The 17,222-nt window shown below is 34.9% G+C and carries 18 protein-coding genes and 1 pseudogene; 16 read left to right on the top strand and 3 right to left on the bottom strand.

Annotation, left to right across the window (positions count from 1 at the left end; translation table 11 throughout):
• Position 1 precedes the first annotated feature (1 nt).
• Positions 2–796: a tRNA pseudouridine(38-40) synthase TruA gene (gene truA / locus B8955_RS05260; RefSeq protein ID WP_084099189.1), complete on the top strand. Its 795-nt coding sequence runs from the start codon at positions 2–4 to the stop codon at positions 794–796.
• A 194-nt stretch (positions 797–990) separates the two neighbouring features.
• Entirely contained in the window at positions 991–2,232 is a 1,242-nt protein-coding gene (locus tag B8955_RS05255) for a peptidoglycan bridge formation glycyltransferase FemA/FemB family protein (protein WP_084099188.1), read from the top strand.
• 54 nt (positions 2,233–2,286) lie between these two features.
• Here the strand turns inward: B8955_RS05255 and B8955_RS05250 are convergent, their stop codons facing one another.
• A complete protein-coding gene (locus B8955_RS05250; RefSeq protein ID WP_084099187.1) occupies positions 2,287–3,645 on the bottom strand; it encodes an FAD-dependent oxidoreductase in 1,359 nt (452 codons plus the stop codon).
• Between the two features lie 933 nt (positions 3,646–4,578).
• Here B8955_RS05250 and rplM point away from each other — a divergent pair.
• The 3 genes and pseudogenes from rplM to B8955_RS05230 all read left to right on the top strand — a co-directional run bounded on the left by rplM (position 4,579) and on the right by B8955_RS05230 (position 6,540).
• Positions 4,579–5,022 (top strand): 50S ribosomal protein L13, encoded by a 444-nt coding sequence (gene rplM / locus B8955_RS05240; RefSeq protein ID WP_084099185.1) that lies wholly within the window; start codon positions 4,579–4,581, stop codon positions 5,020–5,022.
• Positions 5,023–5,035: 13 nt separating this feature from the next.
• The gene (gene rpsI / locus B8955_RS05235) at positions 5,036–5,428 is read left to right on the top strand and encodes a 30S ribosomal protein S9 (RefSeq protein ID WP_084099184.1); all 393 of its coding nucleotides are present in this window, start codon (positions 5,036–5,038) and stop codon (positions 5,426–5,428) included.
• Between the two features lie 201 nt (positions 5,429–5,629).
• Positions 5,630–6,540 (top strand): annotated as a pseudogene (locus B8955_RS05230) (DUF5996 family protein).
• A gap of 82 nt (positions 6,541–6,622) precedes the next feature.
• Here B8955_RS05230 and B8955_RS05225 read toward each other — a convergent pair.
• A complete protein-coding gene (locus B8955_RS05225) occupies positions 6,623–7,534 on the bottom strand; it encodes a 3-hydroxyacyl-CoA dehydrogenase (protein WP_084099252.1) in 912 nt (303 codons plus the stop codon).
• A gap of 196 nt (positions 7,535–7,730) precedes the next feature.
• Here B8955_RS05225 and rpsI (B8955_RS07130) point away from each other — a divergent pair, with 196 nt between their 5' ends.
• The gene (rpsI, locus tag B8955_RS07130) at positions 7,731–7,871 is read left to right on the top strand and encodes a 30S ribosomal protein S9 (RefSeq protein ID WP_143238401.1); all 141 of its coding nucleotides are present in this window, start codon (positions 7,731–7,733) and stop codon (positions 7,869–7,871) included.
• Positions 7,872–8,260: 389 nt separating this feature from the next.
• Here the strand turns inward: rpsI (B8955_RS07130) and B8955_RS05220 are convergent, their stop codons facing one another.
• Positions 8,261–8,647, bottom strand: a complete 387-nt coding sequence (locus B8955_RS05220; protein WP_084099183.1) for a hypothetical protein — start codon at positions 8,645–8,647, stop codon at positions 8,261–8,263.
• 214 nt (positions 8,648–8,861) lie between these two features.
• On the opposite strand from B8955_RS05220, the gene B8955_RS05215 reads away from it, so the two are divergent.
• The 10 genes from B8955_RS05215 to B8955_RS05165 all read left to right on the top strand — a co-directional run bounded on the left by B8955_RS05215 (position 8,862) and on the right by B8955_RS05165 (position 17,179).
• The gene (locus B8955_RS05215; RefSeq protein WP_084099182.1) at positions 8,862–9,329 is read left to right on the top strand and encodes a hypothetical protein; all 468 of its coding nucleotides are present in this window, start codon (positions 8,862–8,864) and stop codon (positions 9,327–9,329) included.
• A 728-nt stretch (positions 9,330–10,057) separates the two neighbouring features.
• Positions 10,058–11,911 (top strand): heavy metal translocating P-type ATPase, encoded by a 1,854-nt coding sequence (locus B8955_RS05205; RefSeq protein WP_084099181.1) that lies wholly within the window; start codon positions 10,058–10,060, stop codon positions 11,909–11,911.
• A gap of 193 nt (positions 11,912–12,104) precedes the next feature.
• Positions 12,105–12,338, top strand: coding sequence for a heavy-metal-associated domain-containing protein (locus B8955_RS05200; protein WP_084099180.1), 234 nt, complete (start codon positions 12,105–12,107; stop codon positions 12,336–12,338).
• Positions 12,339–12,385: 47 nt separating this feature from the next.
• A complete protein-coding gene (locus B8955_RS05195; protein ID WP_084099179.1) occupies positions 12,386–12,685 on the top strand; it encodes an iron-sulfur cluster repair di-iron protein, ric in 300 nt (99 codons plus the stop codon).
• A 66-nt stretch (positions 12,686–12,751) separates the two neighbouring features.
• Entirely contained in the window at positions 12,752–12,985 is a 234-nt protein-coding gene (locus B8955_RS05190; protein WP_084099178.1) for a heavy-metal-associated domain-containing protein, read from the top strand.
• 64 nt (positions 12,986–13,049) lie between these two features.
• A complete protein-coding gene (locus tag B8955_RS05185) occupies positions 13,050–13,757 on the top strand; it encodes a Crp/Fnr family transcriptional regulator (protein ID WP_084099177.1) in 708 nt (235 codons plus the stop codon).
• A gap of 476 nt (positions 13,758–14,233) precedes the next feature.
• Positions 14,234–14,668 carry a hypothetical protein gene (locus tag B8955_RS05180; protein ID WP_084099176.1) on the top strand — a complete coding sequence of 145 codons (435 nt, stop codon included), beginning with the start codon at positions 14,234–14,236 and terminating at the stop codon, positions 14,666–14,668.
• Positions 14,669–14,868: 200 nt separating this feature from the next.
• Positions 14,869–14,952 carry a 30S ribosomal protein S9 gene (gene rpsI / locus B8955_RS07125; RefSeq protein ID WP_407639099.1) on the top strand — a complete coding sequence of 28 codons (84 nt, stop codon included), beginning with the start codon at positions 14,869–14,871 and terminating at the stop codon, positions 14,950–14,952.
• 179 nt (positions 14,953–15,131) lie between these two features.
• A complete protein-coding gene (locus B8955_RS05170; protein WP_159444437.1) occupies positions 15,132–15,968 on the top strand; it encodes a PhzF family phenazine biosynthesis protein in 837 nt (278 codons plus the stop codon).
• A gap of 110 nt (positions 15,969–16,078) precedes the next feature.
• A complete protein-coding gene (locus B8955_RS05165; RefSeq protein ID WP_084099173.1) occupies positions 16,079–17,179 on the top strand; it encodes an SLC13 family permease in 1,101 nt (366 codons plus the stop codon).
• Positions 17,180–17,222: the final 43 nt, after the last annotated feature.

The raw sequence follows: 17,222 nt of genomic DNA, 5'->3' as shown, positions 1-17,222 counted from the left end.
TATGCGGTATAAAGCAGTCATTGAATATGATGGAGGCCCTTATATAGGATTTCAAGTACAACCTGATGGAAAAAGTATTCAGGGGACATTACAAAAGGCTTTGAAAACTATTAGTAAAGGACATAATATTGGGGTCCATGGGTCAGGACGTACGGATTCTGGCGTTCATGCCAAAGGACAAGTAATCCACTTCGATTATCCAGCTGCTATTTCAACTCATGGGTTATGGCGAGCGTTAAATAGTGTCACGCCCGATAGTATTCGCATTAAAGAAGTAGAAGCTGTTGAGGAAACCTTTCATGCACGTTATCATACGATTGGAAAACGATATGAATATCATGTTGATTTGGCCAAATATCCATCACCATTTACGGCACAATATATGCTACATCATCCGTATTCTACAGACGTTGATCGCATGCAAACGGCTCTCAATGATTTAATTGGGACCCATGACTTCAAGAGCTTTTGCTCAACGAAAACAGATAAAACTGACTTTGTTCGTACCTTAACTCAAGCACAAGTGGATTATGATGCAGAGAATCATCATTTAACGTTTACTTTTGCTGGAGATGGTTTTTTATATAATATGGTGCGTATATTAGTGGGAACAGCATTACAAATTGGAGATGGTCTGCGCCCTGTAGATGAAATGCAGCGTTTATTAGCGGTAAAAGATCGTAACGAAGCGGGACCCACAGCCCCAGCCCATGGATTATATTTAATGGCGGTCGATTATATGGACCGTGCCGATAGAGATGCGAAAGTTGCCAGCTGGGAAGATCATCGACGCTAGCTAAAACTAGTCGTTAATTAGATAACTCGATATAAAAGGTGTTATATTTTTACGCCAAGTTCTTTTATAAGATACTTATAAGATTGGGGAAACGCTTTGACCTTTAATCTAACTTTAGTGTAGGATTAATGAGAAACCCTTAATGTTTAATTAAAACATTTATTAATAATTGAGGAAAGAAAGTGTAGTATAACATGACATATAAGACATTATTAGTTTCTGAAAAAATCCATGACGATTATGTCCAATCACTTGGAGGAGAAATTTATCAAACCAGTCGTTGGGCATTGGTTAAATCAAATTGGAATCATGAATATGTTGCCGTAAAAGATGATAATGATATTCTTGGAGTGGCCTTAATTTTATATCGCAAGTTGCCATTCACTCCATATTCACTGGCTTATATGCCACGTGGCCCTGTTTGTGATTACAGCCAGCCAGAACATTTTAAAGCGATTCTAAAAGCATGTATGAAGGCAGCCAAACGTCATCGCGCCTTCACGTTAAAATTTGATCCACAAATTTCTCGCGATCAACATGAATGGGTCAAAGATTATGTGAAATCAATTGGTGGAAAACATGGGGGTCATAAAAAAGGATTAGCGTATAATCAGCCCAACTTTTTAATGATTACCGATATGGGTGATGATGAGAAAGCCTTAGAAAAAGCCATGGGAAGTAAAACCCGTAATAAAATTCGTAAAGCGATGAAAAACGGAATTACAACAGAAGAAGCCTCATTAGATGATTTAGATGCTTTTGTTAAATTGATGGAAATTACGGGTAGTCGTGATGATTTTACGACCCGAAATGCGGATTATTTCCGTCATATTTTAGAGTCTTTAGGTTCTGTGGGAAAACTTTGGTTAACCACGTTCCATGTTAAAGAATTGTTAGCAATTAAACAAAAAGAACACGATGACTTAACGAAAGAAGCGGCTAAGGTCCAAGCATCTATTGAAAAAATGCAGTCTGGACGAAAACAAGAAAAAGCGATGCGTAATCTAGATAGTATTCAGCAACGAATCAAAAAAGCAGAACATATGATTGACGAACTAGAAGCGGAACTAGCAAATGGTCGAGAAGATATTGTTCTATCCGGTTCTATCATGGGATACTTTAATGGTACTGCTTATTATATGTATGCTGCGTCAAGCAATGAATATCGAGAATTATTACCAACATATCACATGGTTTGGACATTAATGTCAGATGCGTTAAATAATGGGTATCGTTATTTTGATTTTGGTGGTGTCTCTGGTTATACCTCTGATGAAAATAAAGATGATTCAGTACGCGGATTATATGAATTTAAAAAACACTTTGCTTCTGAACAATTTGAAACAATCGGTGAGTTTGATATTGAATTGCGTCCAACAATTAATAAACTCTTTGCGAGTGGTATGAAAATGCGCTATAAATGGCGTCATCGGTAATAGAAAAAAGCCTTGAGGACTAGATCCTCAAGGCTTTTTTAGTGAGTGGCTAAATTATTTTTTAGCTAGTTCTTCTTCTTGGGCAACGGCTTGTTGCGCTAATAAGTTTAAGTAGTTCCATGGACGGTCGAAGTGAGGTTGGAAGAAGAAATCAACGTAAGCTAAATCTTCAATCGTCATTTGGTTTTGGATAGCTAATGATAAGGTATTCGCTGATTGAGTGATGTCATATTTAGATAATAATTGTCCACCAACGATGCGGTTTGTACCCACTTCATAAACAAGTTTCATATGAAGTTTTTCATAAGTTGGCATGAATTCAGGACGATGATTATCTTCAAAATAAACACTGCGAGTTTCTAGACCAAAGTTAGCAGCAGAAGCATCATTAACACCAGTTGAACCGATGTTCCAACCGAATAAATGTAATCCAGAAGTTGATTGAGTGCCACGATATTTGACAGTATCTTCTTTAATATTTTTACCAACTAAGGTACCCATACGAACAGCATTTGTTGCTAGCGGAATATAAGCATGGCCATTATTAGGGTTGTAGTTAACAGCACAAGAGTCACCACAAGCTAAAACATTTTCGTCAGAAGTATGCATGTAGTCATCAACGATAATCGCACCATTAGGCATAGTTTCTAATTTACCGTCATATAATTCAGTGTTTGGTTTGAAACCAACACATAGAATAGCCATATCACAGTCATATGATCCTTCGCTAGTTTCAACAGCTTTCACATTGCCGTTTTCGTCAGGTACGAAACCTTTAACCATTTCGTTTAAGCGAATGTCGATGCCACGGTCACGCATATCATCTTCTAAGATATCCGTCATTTCTTGGTCTAAGTATTTGTTTAATACACGGTCTAAACCATCGATTAAAACGACTTCTTTCCCATCTTGAGCAAAAGCTTCAACTAATTCGATACCGATGTATCCACCACCGACAACAACCACACGTTTTTTATCCGTTTTTTCTTCAATAATTTTTTGTGCATGGTTGAAGTTTTTACATAATAAAACATTGTTAGTGTCTAAACCATCTAATGGCGGAATAATTGGCCAAGAACCAGTAGCTAAGACTAATTTGTCATATGATTCTTCGAATTGTTCACCAGTTTCCAAGTTTTCAACTTGAATCGTTTTCGCTTTTTCGTCATAAGATAACACGTTATGTTTCATATGCACGTCTGCACCTAATGATTCTAGTTCAGAAGGGTCTGAGTAGAATAAACCATTAACGTCTTTAACAACGCCACCAACATATAGGGCAATCCCACATGATAAGAAGGAAATGTTATCGTTACGTTCGAAAACAGAAACTTGAACATCATCATTTTCACTTAAAATCGTTTTAACAGCTGCAGTACCAGCATGGGTACAACCAATTACGGCTACTTTCATTCAATACACTCCTTAATTGTTGTTTACAATTTCATTATTTAGTAATTGCTTAAAGTATAAATGGCAATCTATAATTATGCAATTAAATCTTAGAAAAAGCTAAGAAAAGAATCATTTGAAACATTGTTAAATAAGTATTGTGAAATTATTATAAAAATAAGCACAACTTAATATACACAAAAAATGCAATCTTAATACGTGAAAAAGAATGACAAATAACAGAAAGATTGTGAACGATTCATCAAGAAGGTGATGGGACTAAACTCGGGACGAGCGATTTGTGAAATTCAATATAAAAATTTGGATATAAGTGTCAAAGAGGTGTAGCGGTTGGCAAAAAATGACAAATGAATAAAGAAGAATTAGCAAACTTTTTATTGTACAATAATTGTATTTTGTTTTTACTAGTTAATAGTTAGCGGGCGGATGGGGGAGAGGGTTTAGGCTAATAAGCAGAGGGATACTGGTTTTGATAGAGAAAATCGCATACAATAATTGTATGTAAAATGGTTAGAACAGATATCTGAATACGATAAAATGCCTAAGTAAATGACTATTTATAGGGACTTTGGATGAGATAATGGCGAAGACATGCTAAAATAAATCAGTCTAGTGATTTAATTAGGAAGGGGAATCAACGAATGTGGGTTATTATAGTTGGCTATCTCGTTATTGGATTATTGTTAGCGTCATCTTTCTACTTATATAAGAGGGAGCCTGTTTTTCATTACCTTCTTTTCATTTTTATTGGTCTGTTATTATTCGTGATATTGTCCGCTTTCACCATGCTTTTCCTATTGCAATCAACGCAAAAAATGATTGACTTAGGTTAGAATCTACGATATGATAGTCAATGGTATTGTTTGCCCCACGATCGGCCCCGGAAACCAATTGTGAACGAACAATCAGACAGATTAAACGGAGGAAAATATAATGCGTACAACATATATGGCTAAACCAAATGAAGTTGAACGTAATTGGGTTGTGCTAGATGCAACAGATGTGGCTTTAGGTCGTATCTCTGCAGTAGCGGCAAACATGTTACGTGGAAAAAATAAACCAACTTTTACACCACACGTTGATACAGGTGACCAAGTAATCATCATCAACGCTGACAAAGTAAAATTAACTGGTAAAAAAGCGTTAGATAAAAAATATTGCCGTCACTCTGGATACCCAGGTGGTATTTATGAAACAAGCGCTGGTAAAATGCGTGCAGAACGCCCAGATCGCTTAATTGAATTATCTATCAAAGGAATGTTACCTAAAAACAAATTAGGTCGTAAACAATTTACTCACTTACATGTTTACGCTGGAAGCGAGCATCCACATGCTGCTCAACAACCTAAAACTGTAGACATTAGTGAATTAATTTAAGGAGGGAAAAGCAGTGGCACAAGCACAATATATTGGAACTGGTCGTCGTAAAAACTCAACTGCCCGCGTACGCTTAGTACCTGGTACTGGTAAAATTGTTTTCAACGGTCAACCTATGGAAGAATACTTACCTTACCCATCATTATACTTAGTTGTTAAACAACCATTAGCAGCTACTGAAACTGAAGGTCAATATGACGTTATGATTAACGTTAATGGTGGTGGATTCGCTGGACAATCAGGTGCAGCTCGTCATGGTATCGCACGTGCGTTATTAAACGTTGATCCTGACTTCCGTAAACCATTGAAAAAAGCTGGTCTTTTAACACGTGACCCACGTATGAAAGAACGTAAGAAACCAGGTCTTAAAAAAGCGCGTAAATCAAGCCAATTCTCAAAACGTTAGGCTGCAGCTGTTGCAAGTTTACTTGCTTACAAATGGAGTCCGCAAATTGCGACAGCAATTTGTGTTCAACTGAAATGTTTAAAGCACTCTTTGGATTATTCCAAAGAGTGCTTTTTTGTATGGTGAATTTATATAATTATAATTCTATATTCGGTTATGCTATTAATTAAAATAGTATATAAATAAGAGAGTGGTGATCATTTGTTATTGAAAGAATGGAAAAGAGAAAAGGAAACAAGGCATCTGTTAACTCAAATCCTTGGAAAGTATAAGCTTGCTACAGCTTTTCGGGAACCTCAATGTGCACATGTAATGCTAGATATTACAACTCAGGCTATCACTACTGCTTGCTGTATTACGAAGATAAATATTTTGAAATCAATATTAATTTGTTGCTCCATAAAATTACTGTAATTATTGATGGTCAGTCTAAAGACATTCCTTTAGAAGATGGCACAGCAATTAAAGATTACTATAAAGCAATTTCAACTTTTTTAAATGACAATGGCATTCATTCGGTGATTAATACTAAACCTCAGGAAATGGATATAAAGACGCCATTTGAAGATGATGAAGATCATCATCATTACCAACCAGATAAAGCTGTAGAGGTGTTTAAATTAATGCACCTTGCGCATCAGGCAGAATCTGCATTTATCAATCCATTACGTGCAAGGAAGATAAAATCAGGCTTTTTCTGGAGGACTTTTGATATCAGCTGTATTCTTGTATATAACGATCATGTACCATTCCCGGATCACACAAAAATTATAGAACGCGCAGCCTTTGATGAGCCAATGATTGAGTTTGGTTTCTGGTTTGGTGATGACCAATTTGAAGAACCGATGTTTTTTGTATTACCTTATCCTTTTGCTGATCGTGAGTTTAGTTGTAACGAGAAATTTCCTGCTGGAAGTTATTACGATTCACAAAGGGCTGAGTTTCTCATTGCATTAAAGAACTTATCTGATAATCCATTGAAGGATATTAAACCACTTTTTGAAGCGTCCTTTGAGGAATTTAAAGAATATATGGAATGGCAGGGATGTGACCATTATCGCATGCCTTTACAAATGCCACCTAATAAAGTGATAAAGATGTTTGATCTTTAAGTCGATTCTTAATAAAGATAAAAAACACTTCATCGTCATGATGCAATATCATGATAATGAAGTGTTATTTTTTTAATATAAATTATTTTTCTTGTCCTTGTCGCACAATAAAGTCTTCTGATTTGAAACTTGGGTTAGGGTACGTATAGAATCCTTTCCCTGTTGAAACACCAAGATTTCCTTTATCGATATATTCTTCTTTCATTAAGTTGGCAAATTTTAATAATAATTCATCATTGTTCTTCTCAGCATTTGCTAATGTGATAGAGTAGTCAGTATTTAATCCGATGACGTCTAAAGCACCAAATGGTCCCATATTCATACCTGTTGCAGCCATCCAGGTTTTATCGATGGTTTCTATATCTGCAACACCTGATACGTATAATTTTTTACCTGCTTCTAAGAAAGGTACTAATATAGAATTAGAGATGTATCCAGGTGTTTCTTTTAACACATGAAGTGGGATAAGACCGATTGATTCAGCAAATTTTAATACTTCTTCTTCATATTTCTTATCAGTACCTGCATGGCCCATCACTTCTCCGATATTATTTTTCCATACTTCATTCGCAAAGTGTAAAGCTAAGAATTTCTCAGGTCTTCCTGTGTATTCAGCAAAGTCACTTGGTACCATCATTGATGAGTTTGAAGCAAATATTGTTTTTTCAGGTGCCACTTTTGCAACATTTGTATAGAAATCTGCTTTAATTTCTTTTTTCTCTGGTATCGCTTCTATTAATAAATCAGAATCTTGTAAGGCATCTTCTAAGTTAGCTGTGGTACTGATACGCTTTCTTGCGTTTTCTGCCTTTGATTGATCTCCGAAAAATTCAGTGTATCGAGCAACGAGTTTATCAAGTTTTTCATCAGCCGCTTTTACTGCATCTTCGTTAATATCGTATAGTTTCACTTCATAACCGAAATAAGCTGTTTGAAAGGCGATTTGACTACCTAGCACACCGCCGCCAGCAATTGTTATATTTTTAAACATAATTATCCATCTCCTTATTATTTGTACCAATTATCAGTAATGTAATACTAGTTAGTAATAAAAGCAAGTTATTAAACTCCTTATTATAAATAAATATTTATTCAATAATGATTTACGTAACTACTTATCTTAATTTCTGCCGACCAGCATGAATTTTAATACCTAATTAATACCCTTTGTTGAAATAGTATGTTATTACATGAAACTAACAATGTATCTAAACCTTGATGATTCAACAATAATAAATATTTTGAAATTAGATAAAAACCTAAAAATTTTTGAACGTAAGAAGCCAGGTCTTAAAGGCGCTCGTCATTCACCACAGTTCTCAAAACGTTAAGTTGCAGCTGTTGCGAATTTATTCGCTTACAGATGGAGTTCGCAAATTGCGACAGCAATTTGTGTTCAACTGAAAATGCGTTTACAGCACTCTTTGGATTATTCCAAGGAGTGCTTTTTTTCCATTTTTAATACAGGAGATGCCAATTCGGAATCTCCTGTATTTAGTTGTTCAAATTGAAATGTTTAACTCCTTTATATATAACAGGGAAGAATAATATAAGTCCTACAATACCCATCATCGGGAATACAGTTGCAACAAGTTTTGAGAAACTGATAAACGTCATTAAGAATGTCATAACTGCAATCACAGCAATCATAATATAGTAATGTTTGCTATAAGACTTTGTGAAACGGGAGATAAATGCATAATTTAAACCGACAACGGTATTATAAGTAACAGACACCATTATAATTGAGAAAATAAATCCGATGACTGGATGAATTTCTTTCGCCAATATTAATGTCGGTAAATCTACTTTTACAATATGTTTGTACTCCGTAAATCGCATGTGTTCCTTTTTTTAGTTGCCCCCCCATAACAGATAAGAAACTGAATGCTGCTGCAATCTGTAAACTAGAATAGTTGATTGCATCAAACCACCATGGATATAATCCTTTATTTTCAGGAATGCTCGTAATACCTTCTGAAATATTAAAATCGTGTTTAAACATATAATAAATTGAAATGATTAATACGATAACGATTAAAAATGGTGTCACAACACTTAATACACGAATAATTTTATCAAACTGTAAACAAAGTGTTAAACTCACTAATCCTATAAATATAAGACCGCTTACCCAAAACGGTATATTAAAACTTTCATTTATCGTACTGACACCACCTACACTCATAACGAGTGCTAGACCAAGTAGGAAAGCTGTTAATACAAAGTCAAAAATTAATGATATTCAATCAGCATCCTAGTCTCATAATGTCTGGTACGATAATTGATTTTGTTTAGCAGATACTATGGTGTCTTTAAATATGATAGATACTATCGGTAGTGGTATTAAAAAAATGATGAATATTCAAATGAAGAGAACGTTCCCTTTACCAACTTATGATATTACTGATAAAGGCGCTTTAAATCCAAAAGTTCAAGTAACAATCTTTGGAGAAATAATTGATGAAAATTATACCAAGTTATTGGTACAAAATAGTGAGCTATCATTAAGAGAAGTAATGCTATTAGATAAAGTTCAAAAGAACGTTCGTATTGATAAAAGAGATGCTGGATTAAATAATGATTATTACAAGGCCATGATTGTAACTATGCTTGAAAAGTATCCCAAAAGTACTAAACAAGAAATTTTTTCTTTATTAGAAGATAAACTACCTAATGTCCTAGATAAACAGCAAAAAATGAAAAAGGTTGATAATCTTTTACAGTCGTTATCTAGAAGTGGAAAAATTAAATCAACAGGCAGAGGTTCAGGGTGGATAAAGCAGTAACCTAAATTGAATTAATTAGGTTATTAAAAATAAAAAATTAGGTTATTAATACCTTGAAATATTGATATTATGAGCTTTTAGAGTGAATAATTTAGGTTATTAGTTTAAAGATGTAGGTTGTTAATGAACAGCACGAATGTTATTCATCGGCCCAATCTTTATATGAACAGATTAATGCTTTACTAAATGCCATTTCACTTGGAAGGTTATGAAAGGGTTTAAATCGATAGAGTGGGATCTTTACGATAATAATGAGATGAAAAAGGAAGCTTTAGAAATGCTGGGAAGAAAACTATTTGGTTTATTTAATGAAAGAGGTTTTTCGTAATGGTTACAAAAGTCAAAATAAAATATAAGAATCTCATGAAACTTGGAATTAAGAAAGGAAAAGCGTGGGAATGGGCAAATTCAACGAAGGCGTATTGGCGTATAGCCAAGAGCCCCATCTTGTCTAGAGCCCTTGACAACCAATATTGGTTAGAGCAAGGGTTGAAGAGTCTATCCAAGGCGATATCAGACCATGCGTTGGACCTAAATGAAACCGCCGTATACGGAACCGTACGTACAGTGGTGTGAGGGGGTTGGGGGTTAGTCGCCCCCTCCTACTCGATTAATTTTTCACTTTTACAATAGAACTTGATACTAATCAATTTTTATTTCATAGAAACATACTATACTAGAGTCATCAACAAGGAATACAAATGAAAATGAAATTGGAGGGGATCAACATGCAAAGATATATATTAAGTAAAAAGAATACCATTACACTGATCGGTGCAATTTTGATTGCACTTGCATTCTTCGGACGATTTACCTTAGACAACATGGCCATTTTCAATTGGTCGCTCATCATTGCATCTATTCTTGGTGTAGCACCAATTGTAATTCAAGCCTTTCAAGCATTAAAAGTAAAAGTTGTCAGTATCGATGTTTTAGTTACCATTGCAGTAATTGGGGCAGTATTGATTCAAAATTATGAGGAATCAGCCATCGTTACTTTCTTATTCTTATTTGGTTCTTACTTGGAGCAACGTACCTTGAACAAAACACGTTCTGCCATTAAAGAATTAACAGAGCTGGCACCAGAAAGTGCTTTAAAGCAAATGGAAAATGGAGAATTTGAAGAAGTTGATGTCGATGATGTAGATGAAGGTGACATTTTATTAGTCAAAACGGGTGCAAAAGTCCCCGTAGATGGAACCGTGTTAACAGGTGAAGGTCACATCAATGAAGCAAGTATTACCGGAGAGTCTGTTCCAGTAAGCAAAAGGGTCGATTCTGAAGTATTTGCGGGAACAATCTTAGAAAATGGAACGATTCAAATTCGATCTGATCGTGTAGGGGAAGATACAACATTTGGTAGAATTATTGAATTAGTGGAAGAAGCACAGGATTCCAAATCAGAAGCAGAGCGGTTTATTGATCGATTCTCTAAATATTATACACCAGCTGTTTTAGTCCTTGGTTTTATTGTTTGGCTATTCTCAAAAGATATTGAACTAGCTATCACGATTCTTGTTTTAGGATGTCCAGGTGCATTAGTTATCGGGGTTCCTGTATCCAACGTTGCCGGTATCGGAAATGGTGCACGTAATGGTGTCCTCCTAAAAGGTAGTGAAGTTATCAATGACTTTAGCAGAGTAGATACTATCGTTTTTGATAAAACGGGAACATTGACAGTAGGAAACCCTGAAGTTGCCGAAAAAGAATTTTACGGCAACAACACTGAAGAAATTCTAGGATACTTAGCAAGTGTGGAGCGCGAATCGGACCACCCACTAGCAAAAGCTGTCTTAAAGGATATTGGCGAGACAACTTTCTATACTGTTGAAAAAAACGAAGTCGTTAAAGGTGGCGGAATTGTAGCAAAAATAGGTGTTCATCGTATAGCCGTTGGTAACGTAGCTTTAATGGAAAAAGAAAATGTGAAATTAAGCGAAAAAGCTAAAAAAGATGTCGAACGCTTTGAGAAAAATGGGAATTCTCTTGTGTTAACTGCGGTTGACGGAGAATTAAAAGTTCTGATGGGTATTCGGGATCAAATCCGTCCAGGTGTTAAAAAAGATCTTCAAAACCTAAAAAAACTTGGAGTCAAAAGCCTAGTCGTTCTTTCAGGGGACAACCAAGGAACCGTAGATTTAGTTGCTCGAGAACTTGGATTAACAGAAGCACACGGTCATATGCTTCCAGAAGGAAAATCCGCATATATTGAAAAAATGCAAGCAAAAGGCCAACTCGTTGCCTTTGTTGGTGACGGAGTGAATGATAGTCCTTCATTAGCCTTAGCAGATATCGGAATCGCAATGGGAAGTGGAACAGATGTTGCAATTGAAACATCGGATGTCGTTTTAATGAATTCTGACTTTAGTCGTTTACCACACGCATTAGGCTTAACAAAATTAACTTCAAGAAACATGAAACAGAATATCACCATAGCAGTTGGTGTGGTATTAGTCTTACTTGCTAGCCTATTATTTAGTGAATGGATGAATATGTCAATCGGGATGTTGGTTCACGAAGCAAGTATCTTAGTAGTCATCTTGAATGGTATGAGATTGCTTCGATACCGTTTGAGAGGATAAATTTAATAGAAAGCGGTCTTGACGAATGATAAAGGGGAAGTATTTAGGTAGGAAGAACAAAATACGCCCCTACTTTTTTCTTAAAACTTGATTTGCGTCAATTTCATTTCGTAGAACCTCAGCTATACTTAAATTGTAAAGAAGAAAAGGGAAAACAAAAAAGTCAAAGATAAGATGAAAGGAGAAATAATTCATGCAAAAAGCAGTTATTCAATTAGAAACATTATCTTGTTCATCTTGTATGCAAAAGATTGAAAATGCGGTGAAAGGATTGAATGGGGTTAATCAAGATAGCTTAAAAGTATTATTCAATGCCAGTAAAGTAAAAGTAGATTTTGATTCAGAAACGATCACCGTTAACGATATCAAAAAGGCAATTGAAGACTTAGGATATCCCGTTGTTAAATCAAAAGTAAAATCTGCCTAAGACAAACAAACATAACAAAAATTATATATAGAAAGAGGGAAATAATAATGTCTGAACAAACATTTAACGAAGTAATAACAAACCATTTTGAAAAACTGGATTTATACACTACTGCGATTACACGGGCCCATGGAAAGAACCATCCAGAAGCCTTTGAAGTACGTGAACTATTTGAAAAACTCAGTAAAAAGGTAAAAGATGCTGGTACAAACAAACCAGACTTGGATGGTGAATTTGCTCAGTTACGAAAAATCACAAACAACTACGCCATTCCTGGAGATGTATGCGAAACATATGCAGGCACCTACGAAATGTTATCAGAAGTAGACAAAGCATATCAGGCTTAAAAATAACCCAAAAACAAAAGAATAAATTGGTTTACGGTCGTTAAAAAATGAAGGGAGAAATGATTTATGCAAAAAGCAACGATTCAATTAGAAACTTTATCTTGTCCATCTTGTATGCAAAAGATTGAAAATGCGGTGAAAGGAATAAACGGTGTGAATCAAGATAGCTTGAAGATAATGTTCAATGCTAGTAAAGTAAAAGTAGATTTTGATTCAGAAGTAGTCGTTATTAACGACATCGAAGAGGCAATTGAAGACTTAGGATATCCTGTTGTCAAATCAAAGGTAAAACCTGCCTAATCGAGTAAATAGAAAGGAAGCCTAAGATACCCTCTTAGGCTTCTTATAAAAAGGAGAGGTTATTTTGGAACAAAACCAATGTTGTCATCACCAACATGGACATGCAGAATGTATTCGTATTGTTCCCATTTTCAACCATCTGGAAGACTCCCAAATGGATTTGATTGCGGAATCTGCCAAGACACTTCATCTACAAAAAGGGGAAATGTTATTCCGTGCAGGTGAGAAAGATGATACCTTATATATTATCAATTCAGGTAAGGTTCGGATTTACCGCTTATCGGATTCTGGAAAAGAACAACTTGTTCGCATTTTAAATCCCGGTGATTTTACAGGTGAAGTCGCCATTTTCCAACCTGAAAGTAATCATGAGAACTATGCGGAAGCACTACAAAATACATCTATTTGTTTAATTAAACGAGAGGATTTACAAGAGTATTTGGTGGAATATCCGCAGCTCTCATTAAAAATACTGTCAGAAGTAACGATGCGTTTGAAAGATTCTGAAAAACAAACCACACAAGTCGCGATTGAAAATGTAGAAACCCGCATTATATCCTTTTTAGCTGAGAATGTTAAAAAGGGAAGTGGCAATAGTCCAACGATTATATTACCAATGTCCAAAAAGGATTTAGCCTCGTATCTTGGTACCACACCAGAAACAATCAGCCGTAAATTTACTAATCTAGAAGAACTTGGATTGATTAAACAGTTACCGAAAAAGAAAATTAAAATAATGGATTTAGATCAATTGTTACTTCATACTGAATAAATATAAGAGAGCAGCTTGCCATCATCTAACTGGTTAAGTTTAATAGTACAAAACATAAAATAAGAAACCTTTTAGCAATCCAATTAGCATATAAAATGGATTGCTAATTTTTGTTGGTTTAACAATGTCTATCTACAAAAAAGAAAGAAAAATTGCTCCTTATTTAGCACTTATTTTACCAAGATGACATAATTTTGTGTCAACTTCATTATTTATCAATTGTATTATAAGATGCTCCAAAATTTTTTAGTTTACTTTTAGTTACAAATAACAAACCATTATTGAGAATTTAATTATTAATGTTATACGAAAAATGATATTCTGAGTATATATCTGTATTTATTATTCTATCTCCATTTTTTGATTTAAAATTAAAAGTAATTCTTTCATCTTGACTAAGTAAAATTGAAGACATTGAACTAAATGAAATAAAATCAATTATTAACAATGATGAGGATATTACTAGATTATTAGCTTTGCAAGAACAAGCACTAATTGAACAAAAGGAGATGATTGAATTAAAGATCGACAGAATAAATCATTTAAAGAAACTAAAGAAGAGTGATGAAATAGAAGCTGCAATATTAGAACAAATGGTTAAAATTGAGAATAAGAATATTATTGAAAACATACAAAACATAATTAATACGGATGAGATTGATTTTAATGATCATTTTAATAAGATTTTTCTAATGAGAAATGACAACAAAGCATCTAAATTGTTAATGATAAAATTTATTGAATATCTTAATGAAGTTTACGAAGGATACTTTAACAAAAAAACTCTCTTAGAACTTTCAAAAAAGTATTTAGAAACTGATGCGCAAAACTATTTTAACAAATATGGGGATGGATTTAATATTTATTTATCAAAACTACTTATTGAAATAGCAGAAGAAAATTATGATTAGTTATTGTATATACCAGATTTTATATAATTAGTGACTAATAAATTCATTAAGTGATATCCGGACCATACAAGAGTATTTACCACCGGCCAGCAGTTTATTTAGTTACCCTTTAGTTACCCCTGAGTGATATTTAGCGCAATTCTATGCAATCAAAAAATTTAGAAATCCTTTAATATCAAGGCTTACGACAGTATATACGATTGAACGAAATCCTGAAGTTTTTTGAACGTAAAAAACCAGGTCTTAAAAAAGCGCGTAAATCAAGCCAATTCTCAAAACGTTAATATTTACGCAACGATTTATACAAAAACGAGCACTTTTCTTGGCGACAAGAGAAGTGCTTTTTTTATAGTAAAATAGAATGTAATGACTAAACCAACGTTTCGTGATGAGATACGAAGTTAAATCCTTTATACTAATGGTGATAAACTTTGATAGAAAGAGAGAACACTTAGGAGGAACTATGATTGAGGTAATTCCAACGACAGTATTTGCGGACGGACCTAATGGTGGCAATCCATGTCCTGTGATTTTAGGAGCAGACAACTATTCCGATGAAGAGATGCGAGCATTAGCTGAAGAATTAAGTGCTGAAGTAGGGTTTATTTTAGCCACTAATCGACCAGCTTGTGATTATCAATTTCGTTTCTTTGTTCCGAATAAGGAAATGACGATGTGTGGGCATGCAACGATTGCTTGTGCCACCGTTCTATATGACAGAAGCCAACGTCCGATAAAATCATTGACAATTGAAACATTAGCTGGCGACATACCAATTGAATTTTTACCTATGGAAGAAGGGATTCAAGTGAGTGTGGCTCAGAAAGCTGGTCATTTTGATAGCATTAATGTGTCTAAAGAAACGATTGCTCAAGCATTGAATATTTCGTGTCAACAAATAGTTAGTGAAACGGTTTATAATGCATCGACTTCAAAACCAAAAACATTAATTGCCTTGGATAGTAGGGAGACATTGGATAATTTACGCCCTCAGCTATCTAAGTTATGGGACATTTGTGATATGGTTGACTCTTCTGGCTTTTATCCATACGTCCAAGTGGCTGATGATGTTTTCTTTGCTCGTCAGTTCCCAAATAATTCAGGTTATGATGAAGATGCGGCGACAGGGGTGGCAGCTTCAGCACTAGGCGCATTTGTGGCTCATAATTTGAATAATGAAATCCCGTTATTGACCGTTTATCAAGGGCAAGCGATGGAAAGACCAAGTAAAATTCAAGTCAAAGATGCAGGGAAAATGAATGCAATTGTCGGCCATGCAAATATTTTAGTGACGGATTAATTTTCGTTGCCAATTAGAACATTAAGCGGTAAGATATTAGCATTGTAATCAATAATCTTAGGCATCTCTTTGAGGTGCCTCTTTTATATGTGTATGATAGGGAGAATGATATGCGGACAATTTGGAGATATATGACATCTGATCGCGTATTTTTAGTCGCCTTTATCTTGGCGGTGGTTGCGATTTTATTTGGTCAGTTTGCAGTAGGGGATATTAATTTTAATGTTATTTTTACGTTGTTTGGAATGATGCTCGTTCTTGCCCTTTTTGAAGCTTCTGGTTTTTTACGGTATGCGGCAATTTTATTAATTGAAAAATCAAAAGACACCCGTCAATTAATTCAAATTATTACATTAGTCAGTTTTATTGGGTCGACATTATTATCGAATGATGTGGTGACTCTGACAATCTTACCGTTGTACTGTCGAATTTTGATGACTATCAAATCTTTTAAGGGACGTATATTAGGTGCGACGTTAATTCCTTTAGCGGCTAATTTAGGGGGATTAATCTTCCCGTTTTCCAATCCGCAAAACTTAGTCATTTATGATTTTTTTCAAATGGATGGGGGAACGTTTATTCGTTGGACACTGCCGTTATGGTTAGTTTCCCTGCCTATTCTCTATTTCCTTACGTTATTTGTTGAAAAAGCAGATGCGGCCTCATCGTTAAAACAGCAGGGCATTTCACGTCACCTGGCAATTTATGGGGTCATCTTAATGTTGTTAATGGTGGCTAGTGTTTTTGGTGTCTTGAAATTATCGATGGCATTTCCTATAGTTGCCATTGCGGTACTGATAATTAATTATCATTTGTATCGAGGTGTCGATGATCGGCTGTTGCTTACCTTTGTTTGTTTCTTCATTATTGTGGGAAATATTAGTCGATTAGAAACGATTCAAACGTTTCTTGAGCGTTGGGTGATTGGCCCTTATTCTACCTATTTTGTTAGTTTTTTGAGTAGTCAAGTGGTTTCCAATGTTCCCACAGCAATCTTGTTAACGCCATTTACTGACAATATTCAAGCGTTACTTTTAGGAGTGAATATTGGTGGGTTAGGGACATTGATTGCGTCATTAACGAATTTACTAGGCTATAATATTATTAGTAAGATGGATAAACCGTTTCGAAAACGTTATTTAACGATCTTTTTGGGAGTTAATTTTGCGGTCGCAGTAGTGCTAACGCTTGTTTTCCTTCCGTTTATATAATAAAAAAAGTGAGTCGTTGCTTTTAAAGCAACGACTCACTTTT

Origin of the sequence: Aerococcus suis, from assembly GCF_900176325.1 — a bacterium.
GTDB lineage: Bacteria > Bacillota > Bacilli > Lactobacillales > Aerococcaceae > Aerococcus > Aerococcus suis.
Note: the sequence above shows the minus strand (reverse complement) of the source record. Positions and strands in the feature narration are given on the sequence as shown.